Origin of the sequence: Bradyrhizobium sp. 23, assembly GCF_023073295.1 — a bacterium.
GTDB classification, from domain to species: domain Bacteria; phylum Pseudomonadota; class Alphaproteobacteria; order Rhizobiales; family Xanthobacteraceae; genus Bradyrhizobium; species Bradyrhizobium canariense_D.
Genome location: NZ_JADPJF010000027.1, coordinates 10,567 through 24,012, shown reverse-complemented (window position 1 = coordinate 24,012; position 13,446 = coordinate 10,567). Strand labels below are relative to the sequence as shown.

The window sequence follows — 13,446 nt, the reverse complement described above, 5'->3', positions numbered from 1 at the left end:
GGCTTGTTGGCGGGCCTTGGTTTGTTGGCTATCCCCGGCCTCGGTCCGGTAGTGGCGGCCGGATGGCTCGCGTCCACCGCGCTCGGAGCCGTTGCCGGCGGCGCGACGGGCGGAGTCGTCGGGGCATTGACGCAGGCCGGCGTATCCGATGAGGAAGCACCACTCTACGCCGAAGGTGTGAGGCGCGGCGGCACGCTGGTTTCGGCTCGTGTGCCGGATGCGGACCGCGCGCGATACGAAGCGATCCTGAACCAGTCCGCCGTCAATCTGCGCGACCGAAGCGCAGCCTGGCAGAAGGCCGGGTGGAAGAGCTACGATCCCTCCGCCAAGCCTTACGGGGCGGAGGAGGTCCGCAGAGAACGCCAACTCTACGGCACCGGAATGCGATGAATGAGCCGGCGGCCCGCCCCAGGCGGGTCGCCCTTTTTCATTCGTATGTTGCCGATCGTCGAGCTCAGGAGGCGGAATGCCATCGATGACCGCTCTTGGGTGTACTCGCAATCGCCGGTTACCAAAATCGGGACAAGCTGGCGGACATGGCTCGCAACGCTATCTCCGGTCAGCCGGGAGGCGCCGAGGATTCCCTGAGCGGCATGCTCAGCAATCTTGGCGGCTTTGCAGCACGGTCGCGATCGGGGTGCCGGCAATCAGCATGGTCAGCAGGGACGCCGCTGGAACGCTGCCGAGGCGGTAGGCCGTGCCGATGCACCCCATGAAGACGAGCAAGGCGATCGGCGCGCGAAGGCCGGATCGACGGTCGCGAACAGCGCGACAATCCAGAAGTTGAACCCTGCATTGAGTACCACGGCGATAACGCGAGTCCGCCTGAGCTCACGGTGCGCCTGCTCCGGCGTGACATCGACGGTTTTCAAACGGAGCCACTGAACCAACCAGAGCAGGCACAGCGCGAGGAGAGCGGTTGGCAGGCCGAATCTTAGCCAGGCCGATACAGTTAGGGGGAGGACCAGGGCTACACTGATACTATCGACCAGCAGCACAGCGTAGAGAACTGGAACCTGCTTTCGCAAAATCCGGAATTGCTCGACGACCAGCGAACGACAGCGGATCCGTGTATCGCCCACGGCGAACGCGGCACGTAGTCGCGCGAATAAATCCATCGAGATTGTCCTACCCCCTTCAGAACTTAGGCGGGAGAGACGAACGACGGGTAAAGCCGTTTGGTATCCCGGGGCTTGCTTGCAACTGCAAGCTCTTCAGTAGCGGCGCGGCTCAACTTAGCGCAGTTTCCCGTCGTCTCAAAAATTCAAGGTGGTCCTGAGACCGAACGCCGAGCCGTTCCTCAGGGCCTTACAGCGAGCGGGCCCCGGAAGCGTGGCACCGCCGCCGGCATGGACGGTGTATTGGAAATTGGGCTGAACGGTCCAGGCGTCCTTAATTTTAATTTAATGGAGTGCGGCCAGAAGTCGTTCGAACCTTCGCACCCGCCAATTTGGATGAGCTCGCGCCCGATAATTCAATTCGAGCGCTGCGCCCGCTCGGAGACGTGAGCATAACCGGCTGCGATGCCGAACTTGTCGTCAGGACGGTTGGCGCGCAAACCGACGAGCTCGAGGCCCGGCGTAGAGATCGATAGCATTGCGGTCGGCGCCGCCGCCGGCAACCCTGGCGATCCCGCGATCATCGTTATGCGGGACGGGATCGATCTGCTGCTTGAAGACCGCCCGGCTGCCGAGATCGCGCGACATTAGAAGGGGCTCGCGCCGTTGGCAGGCGGCAAACGATACGCCGTTCGAGCCCCGCCACTGATCGGCGAACGAGGCGAAGTGCCGCCAGCCTCCGAACTTGATTGGGCTGTCAGTCCGGATCGCCCTTGTTGTTCCAGGCGTACCGGACGTGCCCGAGCAGAAGGGGCGGATGGTTGACGTGAGAATCACCGCCGTAGCGTTCCGCTCCTGCGGATCACCAGGACCGAGGTCGCCTTGGGTCTCCGTCGTGATCGACCTGCCCTTGAGCAAGCGGCAACTCAACTCGTGCCTGCACGCATCCTTCGGAACGCCGCGACGAACCATGTGCGCACTGCGAGGATTGCCGTCCAAAGCTTGGCAAACCACGGAATGGTGAGCAGTTTTGGCTTGACGATGACGAAGAGCCGTTCGAGCACGACCAGACTGAGAAGATAGCACGTTGCGATCATCGCCGTCCCGGCGATCCAGTGACCTTCCCCGGCAACGGCGACCGCGACCAATTTCAACGGCTCTACGGTCGCCGTCGGCACCGCCAATAGAAATAACGATTGGTAGGGTCCAAGATTTTCGACCCGTCGTTTAAGGCTCATGGAGCAGCTCCCGATTCTTCAACTGCGCAGCGACGGGCGACGTTCCATGCTCGGAACATACACCGGTCTTTCCCCTTCGGCCCCAATGTGCCGATCGAGGAGTTCGGGCATGGAGAAAGATGTCGCGATGCCTGCTGGCGGCCACGATAGCAACGGCCCGCATGCGCGGCGACTACGGTGCTGACGGTGGCGCCGACGGAAAGTTGGACGGTGACGTTGGGCCTCGGAGATGCCGATGAAGGAGTGCATGATACCCCACACCCGAATAGGCCGATGAAAGATCGCTGGGTTCGCCCTGGGCGGCAGCCGCTGGGATGGCGTCTATGTCGGCCGGCAGAAGGGTGATGAGTTCATCTATGCCGGCGCGGTCGACCACGGCTTCGAATGCGATCACCGGCGTCAAGGAAGCCGCCGATCACGTCCTCGAGTCGGCAAAGACTGAGATGAAACAGCGCGCGGATGATCTTGGCGAAGGTACCTGACACCCAAGCAGCGGGCGAAGCTGATCGTGAACGGAAGGCGGCTTACAAAGCGATCCATTCGGAGACAAAGAGGCGTGGCGACCGCCGATCTAAATCCCAAGTTCGTGTTTTGAAACCGAAAGCCTTCCGACGATACGCCGCGAAGAGCGAACGATCTCGGACAGCCCTCGCTCGCGGCGCGACCCGCGCCAAGGCACTCGGGCCTGACCTTGACCGCGTCGCCGGGACGTCGCCGGACAAGGGCGCCGAGCTCGACGCCCTCGCCGCCATGCAACCCGAGGGCCAGGCGCCAATATGCGCGTGGGCCGCCGCAGCCTTCTCGGCGAGGACACTGAAAGAGCGGTCCGGCGTTCGCCTCGCGCGCCGCTCCCGGGTCAGCCGCCGCCACGTCCTTTTCGAGGTGGGTCGCTTCGCGAAGCTCCGAATAGTTGACGCAGATGGCGAACGGAGGCGGCGCCAAGGTTCTGGAAGCTCAGCAGATCGGCATCGGCCATGTTCCGGACCTCGCCGACAGTCTTGACGCCCTCGATCTCGAGCGCATTGCGAAGACGGGACGGCAAGTCAATTTGATCAAGAGGGGTTTCGTCTGAAAAGTGAATGGGCACAACGGGGTTTGGTGAAGAAGACGGCTAGTATGTGATTAGGCGCAAAACCTGACGACAGCCTTACCGCTGCGCCTCGGTCGCCATCCAGGATAGCCGCCTTCGGGCGCGCAGGTAATCCTAGTAGCGGATGGTTGGGTCCACGTTCCGGGCGGCCTTGAACGCGGCCTTGAAGTCGAACAGTTCGCCGCATGGCCTCCATCTTCTCGATGGCAGCGTGGAAGGCCGCCACCGCGGCGCGAGCGCCCTCCAGAGAGCCTGGCCACCATCTCCTCGAGCTTACGCGCGATGACAAGGGGCTTGCCTGGACGGAGTGCTTCCAATCGTACAGGCGATAGCTGAGGCGGAAGTGATCGCCGCGGATGCAGCAACAGACGATGCGGCCGGCTGGTCGTCGGCGGTCGCATCGTCCGCCGCGCCGGTGTGCCCGGCCTCCGTCGATCCAGATCGCCGCGACGCCGCCGCCGCGGAGGTAATTGTCAGCCAGGTCGTCGTCGTGGCGAGCCTTGCCAATGTCGCCCAACAGGATCCGTGGTTTGCGTCGATCGCGTCAACCCTGTCTCCGTTTTTACCGCCTGACACGATGATCATGCATGGCCGCTGCCAGAATACCGACTGCCAGGCCCATGATGATGATCCAGACAACAAGTCCCGCGTACCAAGGAAGCACGTTGGTCATCGTCACTCCTCCTGGTCTACGCCGACCGGCGCTCTCGTGGCGTCCGCCCCCTTCTCCCGGGACGCCCCTTGCGATCATTGACGCGACGTTGCGGCGTATTGGAAAGCGGCGGGGGACCCCTCGACGGCGCGTCATCGATCAACTCATCAAGTGTCGGCTCGTGCTCGGCTGGTGGACGCTCCAGCGCGGCGAGAAAGGCCCTGCCCGTGTCGGTTATGCGCCACTCGCCAGCCTCGCGCACAATCAGCTTCTTGCCGAAGATGTCCACGCTGCCGCCGGCACAGGTCTCCATGCGCTTCATCCGCGCCGTCCATTCCGGTCCGCTGGTCATGAGCACGGCAAGATAGCGCTTCAGCTCTTCGAGCGTCGCCCGGCCGCTGGGATGGCCGTCCAGAACCTTGAGGATGGTGAGCTGAAAACTCAACGCCACACTCCGCAACGAAATCATTAAAATATGATGATGAGCCTACATCGGACCATGCGGCTGTCCAGAACGAATTGGGAAGGGAACCCGCATTCTGGGCTTTCCTCCCGCTCAGCACCGACCTTGCAAATGCCAAGACCGAAGCATTAGGCTTGCCCCGCCAAGCTCGCCGGCGGCGGGCTCGGCCCAAAGGGCCGCTCGGCGTCCTCCGCTTACCGGGCGGCCGGGGGCCGAAAACGGTCTTCGCGACCGTTCCCGCAGGCCTCATCGGGCAACCGGATGCGGCTCACAGCTTCATTCGGCTGTCCAACACCGAGACCTATCTGAGGCTGAAGAAATGAACCGCGTCTTCAACGTGCAGCCAGGCCCGACGCTTCGGCATTACGTCGCGCAGGGACAGATGTCTGCGGGCCAGTGCTACTCGGCGGACGTCGTCTATGCTTGTTGGTTGCTGTACAGGGTCTGCTGTACTTGGCTAACGGAAAAGTGGGATGAGGGGTGCGGCCCGCCCTGCCTGTCAAAGCCACGCCGCTAGCGACTGGATCACGGCCCATGGCGCGCGCCGTCTCGACGCCCTTGAACGCGGCCGTAGCCCATCAGGGACGGACGAGGCACCATTCTTCTGCTCGACGAATGCCGGGAGTCCGCGGGTGAGCGTGTGACTTCGAGTTTCTGCTCGCGATACCATGGCGCGACGACATCGTTCATGAAAATGCTGTCGTCGTCGAAGTCTACGCCGCGCCTGAGCCAGGGGAAGAGGCTCTGCGCGCTGTTGATCGCCTCCACCGCCAGCGAACATTCCAGCGTCACCAACGACCATCGTCAGGGTCTGGATGAACGAGCCAGCCACCGACGTGCCGTCATGAGCTACCATATCAACCTCGCAGAAGCCGGGCCGCGGGCTGTTTCAGTCGCTCAACGTGCGGACTGGGACCTCGCGCCGATTGCCGACTAGCGTCGGGCACGCCGCCGCCTGCCGCCGCTCGCCGCGATCTTCACCTCGATGAGCAGGCGATCGACGGTCGCAGCGTTGATGGCCAGAACACGATCACGGTCCGCCTGGCCAAGCTGCAATCGGCCATATTGCTCGCGGGCAGCAAGGTCGGGATCATCGCCTTGAGCCGCTTGCCGTACGGCCAATCCCACGCCTCCGTCATCGCGTCCTTGATCGTCGCCCATATCTACGCTTGCGCTCTCGACGTGCTGCAGCTGCGCAGGCCCAGCCATTGCGCGTCGCCGGAGTGCGCGTACCGCGCTGCTGCAGTGATCGGCGAGAAGTTGTCCAGTCGTCGCGCGAGGAGAACACCATCGGCGGCAACGCGCCCTTCCCGGGGTTCATCGACCCCGCCCATCAAGGGGGTAGCGTGCCTGTCTCATTGCCCCAGCGGCCTCCAGCCCGTGTCTGCTGCTAATCTGCAAGACTGGCTGAGCCCAGTACAAGAGCAGCTATGGCCATGCCCAGGATAGCAAGCCGGAGCTTGCTAAGAGCCGGCCATATGGCGTTGCCGCCCTAGCTGTGGTCCCGCGCTGGCCAGCGCTCCGCCACCTGAACCTTTACGCTGACCGTTCAGACGAATGAATGTCCGGGATTTTGCTAATCCCTCTCGGGGCTGGAACGCCGCCGCCTGCGCTTCATTTCAAGCGGGCGGCGTTTTCTTATGGCGTTCGTGGAGCTTGCGGTGCCCTCCGCCCGCCCAGCGGGCAACAAAACGGCCCCAGCGGGGGGCTGCAGGCTGGGGCCGCCATTCCATCCCGGACAATAATCGGCGCTAAGGCGTCCGGGGTAGGACAAGTTCCAGAGGAACCAGAGGTTCCATCAATGGCCTTAAAGAACGGGCCCGGTGTACTACCCTGGAGGACGGGCCGATCGCTCAGCAGCCGGAAAGGAGTTGTTCGGCTACAAGGCCGCACCGTACAGGATCGGCAGGGCTGACCTTGATGCCGATCAAGCACCTGAATGTTAAGCGGCTTCTTGAGGCCGTTCGCGCAGTGACATGGCAGACCTACGTTTTGCCTGCCCGCGACAAAACTCCGGCTGCAACCTCCATGATCGTGCCGCCCACGATTGACTCTGGGCGCGTGTCAAAGGACGATCCCGCCGCCGGCACTGGGGCGAGGCTACTCAATGATGGATCGGACGAACCTGCGCTATCTTCTGCGTCTGCTTGAACATGGCCCATTTGAACGTCGCCCGCGCGGTGGCTGGCGCTTCGGCACCAAGGTGATCAGCGACGCGGTTGTCGAACGGCTGCTCGTCAGCGGTCGAGTCGAGATAGTCGGCTTGACGCTGCAACTCGCAGCAATGCCATCTTCAGGGCCGAGCCGATCCCGGAACGAACGACCGTCAGCAGGATTGCCTTTCTCGCAGTAGGAGTTGCGTCATGCGTCATGCGCCGTCCATCGTGCCGCTGGATCGGCTCGACCGGGACATCTACCTCGTCCTGGAGGATTTCGGTGCCCGGGCCGGCTGCTCATGGCGCGAGACCGACGAGCAGGACACCGACTTCGCGACGATCATCCGCGACCTCATCACGGGCCAGTACGCCTATCCGGTCCGGATCGTGGCTTTCAACGCCGTTGATGGCTGGTCGCGCGACGCCACCAGCGAGGTCGCAGATGAGCTTGGTGAGCGCGCCGCGGGCAACGCCGAGATCACGCCAGCCCTGCGCGCCTTCATCGAAGCGAATGCTACCCGGCCGTTTGCTGTCCAACTGGCACTTCCACTGCGCGGAGCTGTGTGAGCATGGCGCCCCTGACCGCCGCCTCGAGCAGAGCTATGACGACGCGATGAACGCGCTGGCCAACTACCTGACACGCGAGGACGACGCGCAGACCACGGTCGATTGGCTGCACCGCATCCTGGATCGCGACGGCCTCCGCGACGCTATCACCGAGGTCTTGGTTGACGCGAGGGTGCATCCGCGGCCGAGAGCTGACGTGCCGGAATAGACGGTCTGGCCAGGGCAACCGTCAGAAGCCGTGCATTAGCAGGTCAGCTCGCGACGCGATCGCTGCCCGATGTCCGAGAACGGGGAACAGGCGACCTCCCGTATGAAGTTGAGCTACACGGCCGTTGGCTGCGAAGCCCAATCGACCGAATGCCGCCCTGGCCGCTGCGGCAGGATAGGGACGAGCAGACAATTGCAGCGACAATGACCACGGAAGCTAAAGGGCGACTCAGGGAGAGCCCGCCATTGACTGGCTTGCGCGCGCGACATTCCAACAGCGAGGCCCAGCTGCGGCGTGTCATGGAGACCTATATCGAACTGGGTCGACAACCCCGATCACTTCCGCTCGCTCTATTCGATGCGAGGGCCGCTGAGAGTTCGATAGCCCTTAACTGATTGCCTGCTAAGAGCTGCACTCTGCTTTGCAGTTGGAGCGCAAGGCCGCCAAAATGAGCAGGTCAACCGAGGTGTTTCGATCGGAGATCGTTGCGGTATCGACGATCGGCGTCGCCGCGATGGGTTTTTTTGAGATCTCTGGCTATGAGGCCTGCTCCGCCTTGACGGCGGCAACGGCCAGCATCGCGTCGCCGATCATGTTGGCCTGTGCCTTCAGGGCATTGCCGGCGCCGACGATATCCCGGACCTCTTTGTTCTGGCTGAGCTTCGACTTGCCGACCAGGCGTGTGATCTCGATCTCGATGCCGACGATCATCTTGAGCATCGTGTCGATGTAGTCCTTGGGGCTGTCGGTCATCTTCCAAGGATTGGCCTGTTTCGCCTCATGAATGCGCGTCAGGCGCGCGACCATGCCGCGGACGTAACGCTCATCATCGCGGATCGTGACACGTCCGTACACATGCGCAACCATGTAGTTCCACGACGGGACCTGCTTCTTGAACTCGACCTTGCTCGGATACCAGTTCGGCGCGATGTAGGCATCCGCGGCGCGGAAGACGATCAGAACCTCATCACCGGTGGCGAGATCCTGCCAAACAGGGTTCGCACGAGCCACATGCGAATGAAGCACGCCCTGCTGACCTTCGTGCGCATGCAGTTCGAACGGAATATGATTCGCGTCGAGTCCACTCTTCCCGTTCGTAAAGAGGATGCCGAGCGGATTATTTTCAATGAGATCGTGAAGCACCTCGGCGCGAGCCTCAACGAAGTGCGGAGGGACGTACATGACAACTCCTTGGCTATTGCGGGAACGCTGTGCACCCTTGGGTCGCGCAGCATCAACAGGTTTGGTTCAGACCTCGGTCATCTCGAATTCACTCTTGCCAGCACCACAGTCGGGGCAGATCCAATCTGCGGGCACGTCCTCCCAGCGGGTGCCGGGCGGAATGCCCTCGTCAGGCCATCCGTCTCGCTCGTCGTAAATGAGCCCGCACAGCGCACACATCCAGGTCTTGTAGACGGGCGCAGCGCCTGCGATTTCCGTGTTCACGTGAGCAGTTTCGTTGCTCATGACAACTTCCCCTATTCCTGTGGCAGGGTTCACGAGTTCGATTTAGGGCAAGGCTGGCCTATCCAACAGTGCCAGATAACTGCAGTTTACCGGACCAGTTTCTTGCCTGCGATACTACTTTTCCCTTTGTTTCGCCGATCGTGATCATCACCTGCACCTTGCGTTTGCTGGCGTGCCGATGCTGCGCCATCGCGCGGGTGGCGCGTTCGTCGAGATACGACTCATCTTGGGGCTCTTGTTGCCTGGAGTGCCTGTCGTCTTTATTGGCCGGCGAAGCGACCTGCTCTTGAACGAATGAAGCTCACTCGGCAGGCCGGGCGGTCGAGACGGCGTTCCCCTCCGCATTGTCGAGCGCCGCAAGAGCCTTCGGCTTGCGCAAACGCACATAGACCTGCGCCGCCAGAAGCGTCACGCAAAGAAAAAGAAAGAACGCGCTGATCGGCCGCTCGACGAAAATCATGGCATCACCGCGCGAGACCAGCAGCGAACGGCGGAAGTTCTCCTCAAGTCGTGGCCCCAGCACGAAGCCGAGGAGGATCGAGGCCGGGTGGAAATCGAGCAGCAGGAGTAGATAGCCGATCAATCCAACGACGACGGTCTCGCCAACCTGGAACATGTCGTTGTTGGTCGAGTAGACGCCGATCGCGACGAAGAACAGCGCGCTTGGATAGAGATATTTATACGGAATCATGAGGAGCTTCACCCACAGCCCTATCAGCGGGACGTTGAGCAAGACCAGCATGACGTTGCCGATCCAGAAGCTCGCGATCAGGCCCCAAAAGATGTCGGGGTGCTCTTTGATCAGTTGGGGACCGGGTACGATGCCCTGAATCATCAGCGCACCCAGGATCAGCGCCATGACTGCGTCCCCGGGAATACCAAGGCTCATTGTCGGAATGAAGTCGCCCTGTACCGACGAATGCGTCGACGCCTCTGGACAGGCGACGCCTTCGATCATGCCGGTGCCGAACTTCTCCGGCGTCTTCGAAATCTTTTTCTCGGCTGCGTAGGAGATAAAGGAAGCGATCGTTGGTCCCGTTCCCGGAATGAGCGAGCAAAGGCTCCCGATGACGGTGCCGCGCAACATCGCAGGGATGGAACGGCGCAGTTCGTCGCGTGATGGGCGCAGATCGCGCAAGCCGACTTTCGAATAGCGCGTGTTCACCTCAGAGTATTGGTTCACGCTCTTCATGAACTCGGCGATACCAAATAGGCCGAGAGCGAGTCCGACGAGTTCGATGCCGTCGAGGAGATTCGGGATGCCGAAGGTGAAGCGCTCCGAGCCGGTCTCGACATCCGTTCCCACGATTCCTAGAAACAGGCCGAGCAACGTCATGGCGATGCCTTTGAGAGGCGAGCCTTTCGCCAGCGTCGAACCGGCGAGCAGGCCCAGAAGCATCAGCGAGCATATTTCAGTTGGACCGAACTCCAGCGCGACCTTCACCAGCACCGGAGCCAGAAAGATCATTTCCAGGATGCCCCAGGAAGCGCCGACGAACGACGATAGGACCGTGATGCCGAGCGCCGCACCGCCGCGGCCCTGCTTCGTCAGCGGAAACCCATCGAGGCACGTCACCGCGTGCGGCGGATGGCACGGTAAATTGAGCAGGATCGAACAGATCGCGCCGCCGTATTGGGCCCCATAGAAAACCCCTGACAGCATCAGGATGGCGCCGACCGGCTTGATGCCGAACGTCAGCGGCAGCAGCACCGAGATGGTGGCGAGTGGCCCCATTCCCGGCAGGACGCCCACCATGTTACCTACGAGGACGCCGACAAAACACCACATGAAATTCTGCGGCTCGAAAGCGACACCAAAGCCGTACCAGAGATCGGAAAGCGCGCTCGCGAACATCTAAAACCCCCAACGGTACAGCGGGAAAGGAACCTTGAGCACGTAGGAAAAGAGGAGGCAGCCGACGACCGCGACGACCGCGGCCAGGACGGCTGATCCTTTCAGCGTGGCGGTCCTGTCGCCGAGCGCGGAGACGAAGACGCACATGAAGGTGGCCGCGGCCATTCCGAAATAGAGGCCGAAGAGGACGAACATCAGAGGACCCGCGAGGATGCAGGCCCAGCCACGCCATTCCATCGCCGCGGGCAAGACGCGCTCTCCCTCTTCGAGAGGCGTCGCCAATCCGGTGACGAAGATCAGGGCTCCGACGAGAACCATCATGAGGCCGAGCATCAACGGAAACATGCCCGGTCCCACGTGCGCGAAGGTCCCGAGCGAATATGTTGCTGAGTTGACGCCGATCCCGGCGCCCAGTAGCACCATGAGCAGCCCGGCGTAGAAGTCCTTCTTCCGCAGCATCATCGGCATATCGGCACCTCTAGTTAGTTTTGGTCGCTATCACGACGAGCGCCGAGGCTGGTTCGGAAGACACCTGCGTCAGTTTGTGCGGAATCGTGGAGTCGAACTGGACGCAATCGCCCGGCTTCAATGTCTCCTTGCGCTTTCCGATGACGAGCTCGATCCGGCCGGAGAGAATGAACAGGATTTCCTCACCTTCGTGGTGACTCATGATGCGACCGCGTTTCGCCGTCTTGGTCGGTCGCACGATAAAGGCGCGCATGGTGCGGTCGGGAGCCAGACCGGCGACTAGCGACAGGTGCGTGTCGACGTCGCCGGCCTTCCCGTTCTTCGCGCGGACAATCGTGATCGGGTCGTGGTCGTCCGGCTGGCCGTAGAAGCGGTCTAAGGTCGTTCCGAGAGCCGCGGCGATCTTGAGCGCGGAGCCTATCGACGGAGAAGAGAGCCCGCGTTCCAGCTTGGAAAGATAGCTGCGGGTCAGACCGGAATCGGCGGCAAGCTGCTCCAGCGTCATGCCGCTCTGCACGCGAAGGAATTTGAGGTTGAGTGTCATTGCGCTCGGCTCTTTCCCAAGTTATTGCCCGCATCGATCTCGCACCAAACAACCGACGATTCAAACCCTGGAAGGGGCGGCCGACTGATCACAGATCCAGCACTAGCCGTTGTCCGGCGCAATCGCCGACGCAGACGATGAGCTCATTCTGCCGCTCAGCAGGCGAAAGCACGCGATCGCGATGGATGGGGGGCCCTTCGGTCCAGCGCGTGCGGCAGGCGCCACAGATGCCGCCGCCGCAGGACACGGGGACGTCGACGCCGAGGGCATCGAGCGTTCCGAGAAGACCAACATCTGGCGTGACAGTTGCAAGCTTCTGGCTCGCCGACAGATACAGCTCGTAGGGAGGCACGTCGCTTCGGGCGATGGCCTTGGGCGGGGTGAACATTTCAATGTGTTTGCGCTCTTCCGGCCAGGCCGAAACGGCATCTTCGAAAGCCTTCAGCATCGCCGCGGGTCCGCAGCAGGCCGCTAGGCCAGATCTAGCGAATTCCGCGAGGATCGCGGCGACGACGGGCTTGGCCTGCACGGTTGTGTCGTACAGGCGGACACGGCCTGCTCCGATTGCCGGCTCAATCATGTCGGTCAGGACCGGTCGTCCGCGGCTGGTCCAGTGCAGCACGTAGTTCGAGCGCCCTCGGCGCTCGAGATGCCTAATTGCGGAGATGAACGGGGTCACGCCGATGCCTCCCGCGAGGAATACGTTTGTCGCCTCTTGGAGCAGTGCGATCCCGCCGCGCGGCAGCGAGACGGAAATCGGCTGTCCCGCCTCCACGCGATCGTGCAGGAAGTTCGAGCCGCCGCGGCCTTCGCGTTCGCGCTTCACCGCGATCACGTAGCGCCGATCATCGTCCGGTTCATTGCAGAGCGAATAGGTCCGGACGAGACCCTGCTCCAGGTGAACGTCGATATGGGCCCCGGCCCGAAAGGGTGGCAGCTCCCAATCGTCCTGGTCGACCAGCGTGAAGCGCTTGGTGTCGTTGCCGAGATCCTCGACCTTCGAGACGACGGTGGAGACCGTCTTGATCGCCTTCGCCATCTAGATCGGCCTCACGGCGTCGCCTACGCGTAGCGTGCCCCCTGCGATGATCTTGCAGTTCAGCCCCGACCGGTTGATCAACGGATCGAAGACGGACTTGCCGAGTATCTCCTCGATGTGCCGGCACGGCGTTGAAAGGCGGGTCGCCTCGACAATCGCTTCTCCGAGCCGGAAGCGACGGCCGACGAGATGATTCAGCGGGACGCCTTCGACGGTCACGTTCCGGCGATGTTCCTCGGGCAGCAACTCAATCTTGTGGTCGCGTTGCAGGGCCTCGAGCGTCTCCATCTCGAACAGGGTGACCTGCCGCCCCTCCTCCGGCTTGTGGGAGTAGAATCCTGTTTCCTGGCCGGCGAAATATCGATCGCCCTCGATACCGCGTCCAGCGACGAGCTCGAGCGAGGGAAACGAGCGCATCGGCAAAAAGGCACGCGGGGTCTTGTGCAAAAAGCGGACGACGCCCTGCCAGGACATGGTGACCTCGGGCTCATCGATTGCGGTCGCGTCCATCATGTTCTCTCCATGGGCCTTAATCCGAACTGGTCTCAACGTGATGCGGCGAGCGATTTGTCAAGGGTCTGGCGCACGTCTGATCGCACCTCGATGACGACCGGTCCCTTGGTCGTCATCGCCTCCGCGAC

19 protein-coding genes and 2 pseudogenes are annotated in these 13,446 nt (G+C 62.2%); 7 read left to right on the top strand and 14 right to left on the bottom strand.

Going from position 1 to position 13,446, the window contains the following annotated elements:
* Nucleotides 1-390 (top strand): annotated as a pseudogene (locus IVB32_RS04010) (hypothetical protein); the annotation flags it as partial.
* Nucleotides 391-656: 266 nt separating this feature from the next.
* Here IVB32_RS04010 and IVB32_RS04005 read toward each other — a convergent pair.
* The 5 genes from IVB32_RS04005 to IVB32_RS03990 all read right to left on the bottom strand — a co-directional run bounded on the left by IVB32_RS04005 (nucleotide 657) and on the right by IVB32_RS03990 (nucleotide 2,296).
* Nucleotides 657-1,118, bottom strand: coding sequence for a hypothetical protein (locus tag IVB32_RS04005; RefSeq protein ID WP_247360194.1), 462 nt, complete (start codon nucleotides 1,116-1,118; stop codon nucleotides 657-659).
* A 138-nt stretch (nucleotides 1,119-1,256) separates the two neighbouring features.
* Nucleotides 1,257-1,397 (bottom strand): carbohydrate porin, encoded by a 141-nt coding sequence (locus IVB32_RS42985; RefSeq protein WP_247360293.1) that lies wholly within the window; start codon nucleotides 1,395-1,397, stop codon nucleotides 1,257-1,259.
* Nucleotides 1,398-1,474: 77 nt separating this feature from the next.
* On the bottom strand, nucleotides 1,475-1,597 hold the full coding sequence (locus IVB32_RS42980) for a carbohydrate porin (RefSeq protein WP_346016174.1): 123 nt from the start codon (nucleotides 1,595-1,597) through the stop codon (nucleotides 1,475-1,477).
* Nucleotides 1,539-1,706 carry a hypothetical protein gene (locus IVB32_RS03995; RefSeq protein WP_247409882.1) on the bottom strand — a complete coding sequence of 56 codons (168 nt, stop codon included), beginning with the start codon at nucleotides 1,704-1,706 and terminating at the stop codon, nucleotides 1,539-1,541. The genes IVB32_RS42980 and IVB32_RS03995 overlap by 59 nt, the downstream gene beginning before the upstream one ends.
* Nucleotides 1,707-1,984: 278 nt before the next feature.
* Complete coding sequence (locus tag IVB32_RS03990; RefSeq protein ID WP_247360196.1) at nucleotides 1,985-2,296, bottom strand: hypothetical protein; 312 nt, start codon at nucleotides 2,294-2,296, stop codon at nucleotides 1,985-1,987.
* Between the two features lie 280 nt (nucleotides 2,297-2,576).
* On the opposite strand from IVB32_RS03990, the pseudogene IVB32_RS03985 reads away from it, so the two are divergent.
* Together IVB32_RS03985 and IVB32_RS03980 are read left to right on the top strand one after the other, a co-directional pair.
* A pseudogene (locus tag IVB32_RS03985) lies at nucleotides 2,577-2,681 on the top strand (DNA ligase); the annotation flags it as partial.
* Between the two features lie 534 nt (nucleotides 2,682-3,215).
* Nucleotides 3,216-3,368, top strand: a complete 153-nt coding sequence (locus IVB32_RS03980) for a hypothetical protein (protein ID WP_247360199.1) — start codon at nucleotides 3,216-3,218, stop codon at nucleotides 3,366-3,368.
* Nucleotides 3,369-4,075: 707 nt separating this feature from the next.
* On the opposite strand, the gene IVB32_RS03975 is transcribed toward IVB32_RS03980, so the two are convergent.
* A complete protein-coding gene (locus IVB32_RS03975; RefSeq protein ID WP_247360294.1) occupies nucleotides 4,076-4,489 on the bottom strand; it encodes a hypothetical protein in 414 nt (137 codons plus the stop codon).
* 700 nt (nucleotides 4,490-5,189) lie between these two features.
* On the opposite strand from IVB32_RS03975, the gene IVB32_RS03970 reads away from it, so the two are divergent.
* Nucleotides 5,190-5,438, top strand: a complete 249-nt coding sequence (locus tag IVB32_RS03970; RefSeq protein WP_247360201.1) for a hypothetical protein — start codon at nucleotides 5,190-5,192, stop codon at nucleotides 5,436-5,438.
* Here IVB32_RS03970 and IVB32_RS03965 read toward each other — a convergent pair.
* Nucleotides 5,435-5,623 carry a hypothetical protein gene (locus IVB32_RS03965; RefSeq protein ID WP_247409880.1) on the bottom strand — a complete coding sequence of 63 codons (189 nt, stop codon included), beginning with the start codon at nucleotides 5,621-5,623 and terminating at the stop codon, nucleotides 5,435-5,437. The two genes, IVB32_RS03970 and IVB32_RS03965, sit on opposite strands and share 4 nt — an antisense overlap.
* 985 nt (nucleotides 5,624-6,608) lie before the next feature.
* On the opposite strand from IVB32_RS03965, the gene IVB32_RS03960 reads away from it, so the two are divergent.
* The 3 genes from IVB32_RS03960 to IVB32_RS03950 are packed head-to-tail and all read left to right on the top strand — an operon-like array spanning nucleotide 6,609 to nucleotide 7,432.
* Nucleotides 6,609-6,854, top strand: a complete 246-nt coding sequence (locus tag IVB32_RS03960; protein ID WP_083926426.1) for a hypothetical protein — start codon at nucleotides 6,609-6,611, stop codon at nucleotides 6,852-6,854.
* A 10-nt stretch (nucleotides 6,855-6,864) separates the two neighbouring features.
* On the top strand, nucleotides 6,865-7,224 hold the full coding sequence (locus tag IVB32_RS03955; protein ID WP_247360204.1) for a hypothetical protein: 360 nt from the start codon (nucleotides 6,865-6,867) through the stop codon (nucleotides 7,222-7,224).
* A 46-nt stretch (nucleotides 7,225-7,270) separates the two neighbouring features.
* Nucleotides 7,271-7,432, top strand: a complete 162-nt coding sequence (locus tag IVB32_RS03950; protein ID WP_247360206.1) for a hypothetical protein — start codon at nucleotides 7,271-7,273, stop codon at nucleotides 7,430-7,432.
* A gap of 537 nt (nucleotides 7,433-7,969) precedes the next feature.
* Here IVB32_RS03950 and IVB32_RS03945 read toward each other — a convergent pair.
* From IVB32_RS03945 to IVB32_RS03915, 7 genes are all read right to left on the bottom strand, one after another.
* Nucleotides 7,970-8,614 (bottom strand): FMN-binding negative transcriptional regulator, encoded by a 645-nt coding sequence (locus tag IVB32_RS03945; RefSeq protein WP_247360208.1) that lies wholly within the window; start codon nucleotides 8,612-8,614, stop codon nucleotides 7,970-7,972.
* Between the two features lie 66 nt (nucleotides 8,615-8,680).
* Complete coding sequence (locus IVB32_RS03940) at nucleotides 8,681-8,833, bottom strand: rubredoxin (protein ID WP_247360295.1); 153 nt, start codon at nucleotides 8,831-8,833, stop codon at nucleotides 8,681-8,683.
* A 367-nt stretch (nucleotides 8,834-9,200) separates the two neighbouring features.
* Nucleotides 9,201-10,754 (bottom strand): tripartite tricarboxylate transporter permease, encoded by a 1,554-nt coding sequence (locus tag IVB32_RS03935; RefSeq protein ID WP_247342049.1) that lies wholly within the window; start codon nucleotides 10,752-10,754, stop codon nucleotides 9,201-9,203.
* Complete coding sequence (locus tag IVB32_RS03930) at nucleotides 10,755-11,222, bottom strand: tripartite tricarboxylate transporter TctB family protein (RefSeq protein ID WP_018456533.1); 468 nt, start codon at nucleotides 11,220-11,222, stop codon at nucleotides 10,755-10,757.
* A 10-nt stretch (nucleotides 11,223-11,232) separates the two neighbouring features.
* Nucleotides 11,233-11,766 carry a helix-turn-helix domain-containing protein gene (locus IVB32_RS03925; RefSeq protein WP_247385366.1) on the bottom strand — a complete coding sequence of 178 codons (534 nt, stop codon included), beginning with the start codon at nucleotides 11,764-11,766 and terminating at the stop codon, nucleotides 11,233-11,235.
* 88 nt (nucleotides 11,767-11,854) lie between these two features.
* Nucleotides 11,855-12,805 (bottom strand): PDR/VanB family oxidoreductase, encoded by a 951-nt coding sequence (locus IVB32_RS03920; RefSeq protein ID WP_247360210.1) that lies wholly within the window; start codon nucleotides 12,803-12,805, stop codon nucleotides 11,855-11,857.
* Nucleotides 12,806-13,318 (bottom strand): MOSC domain-containing protein, encoded by a 513-nt coding sequence (locus tag IVB32_RS03915; RefSeq protein WP_247342058.1) that lies wholly within the window; start codon nucleotides 13,316-13,318, stop codon nucleotides 12,806-12,808. It lies immediately after the preceding gene.
* Nucleotides 13,319-13,446 lie beyond the last annotated feature (128 nt).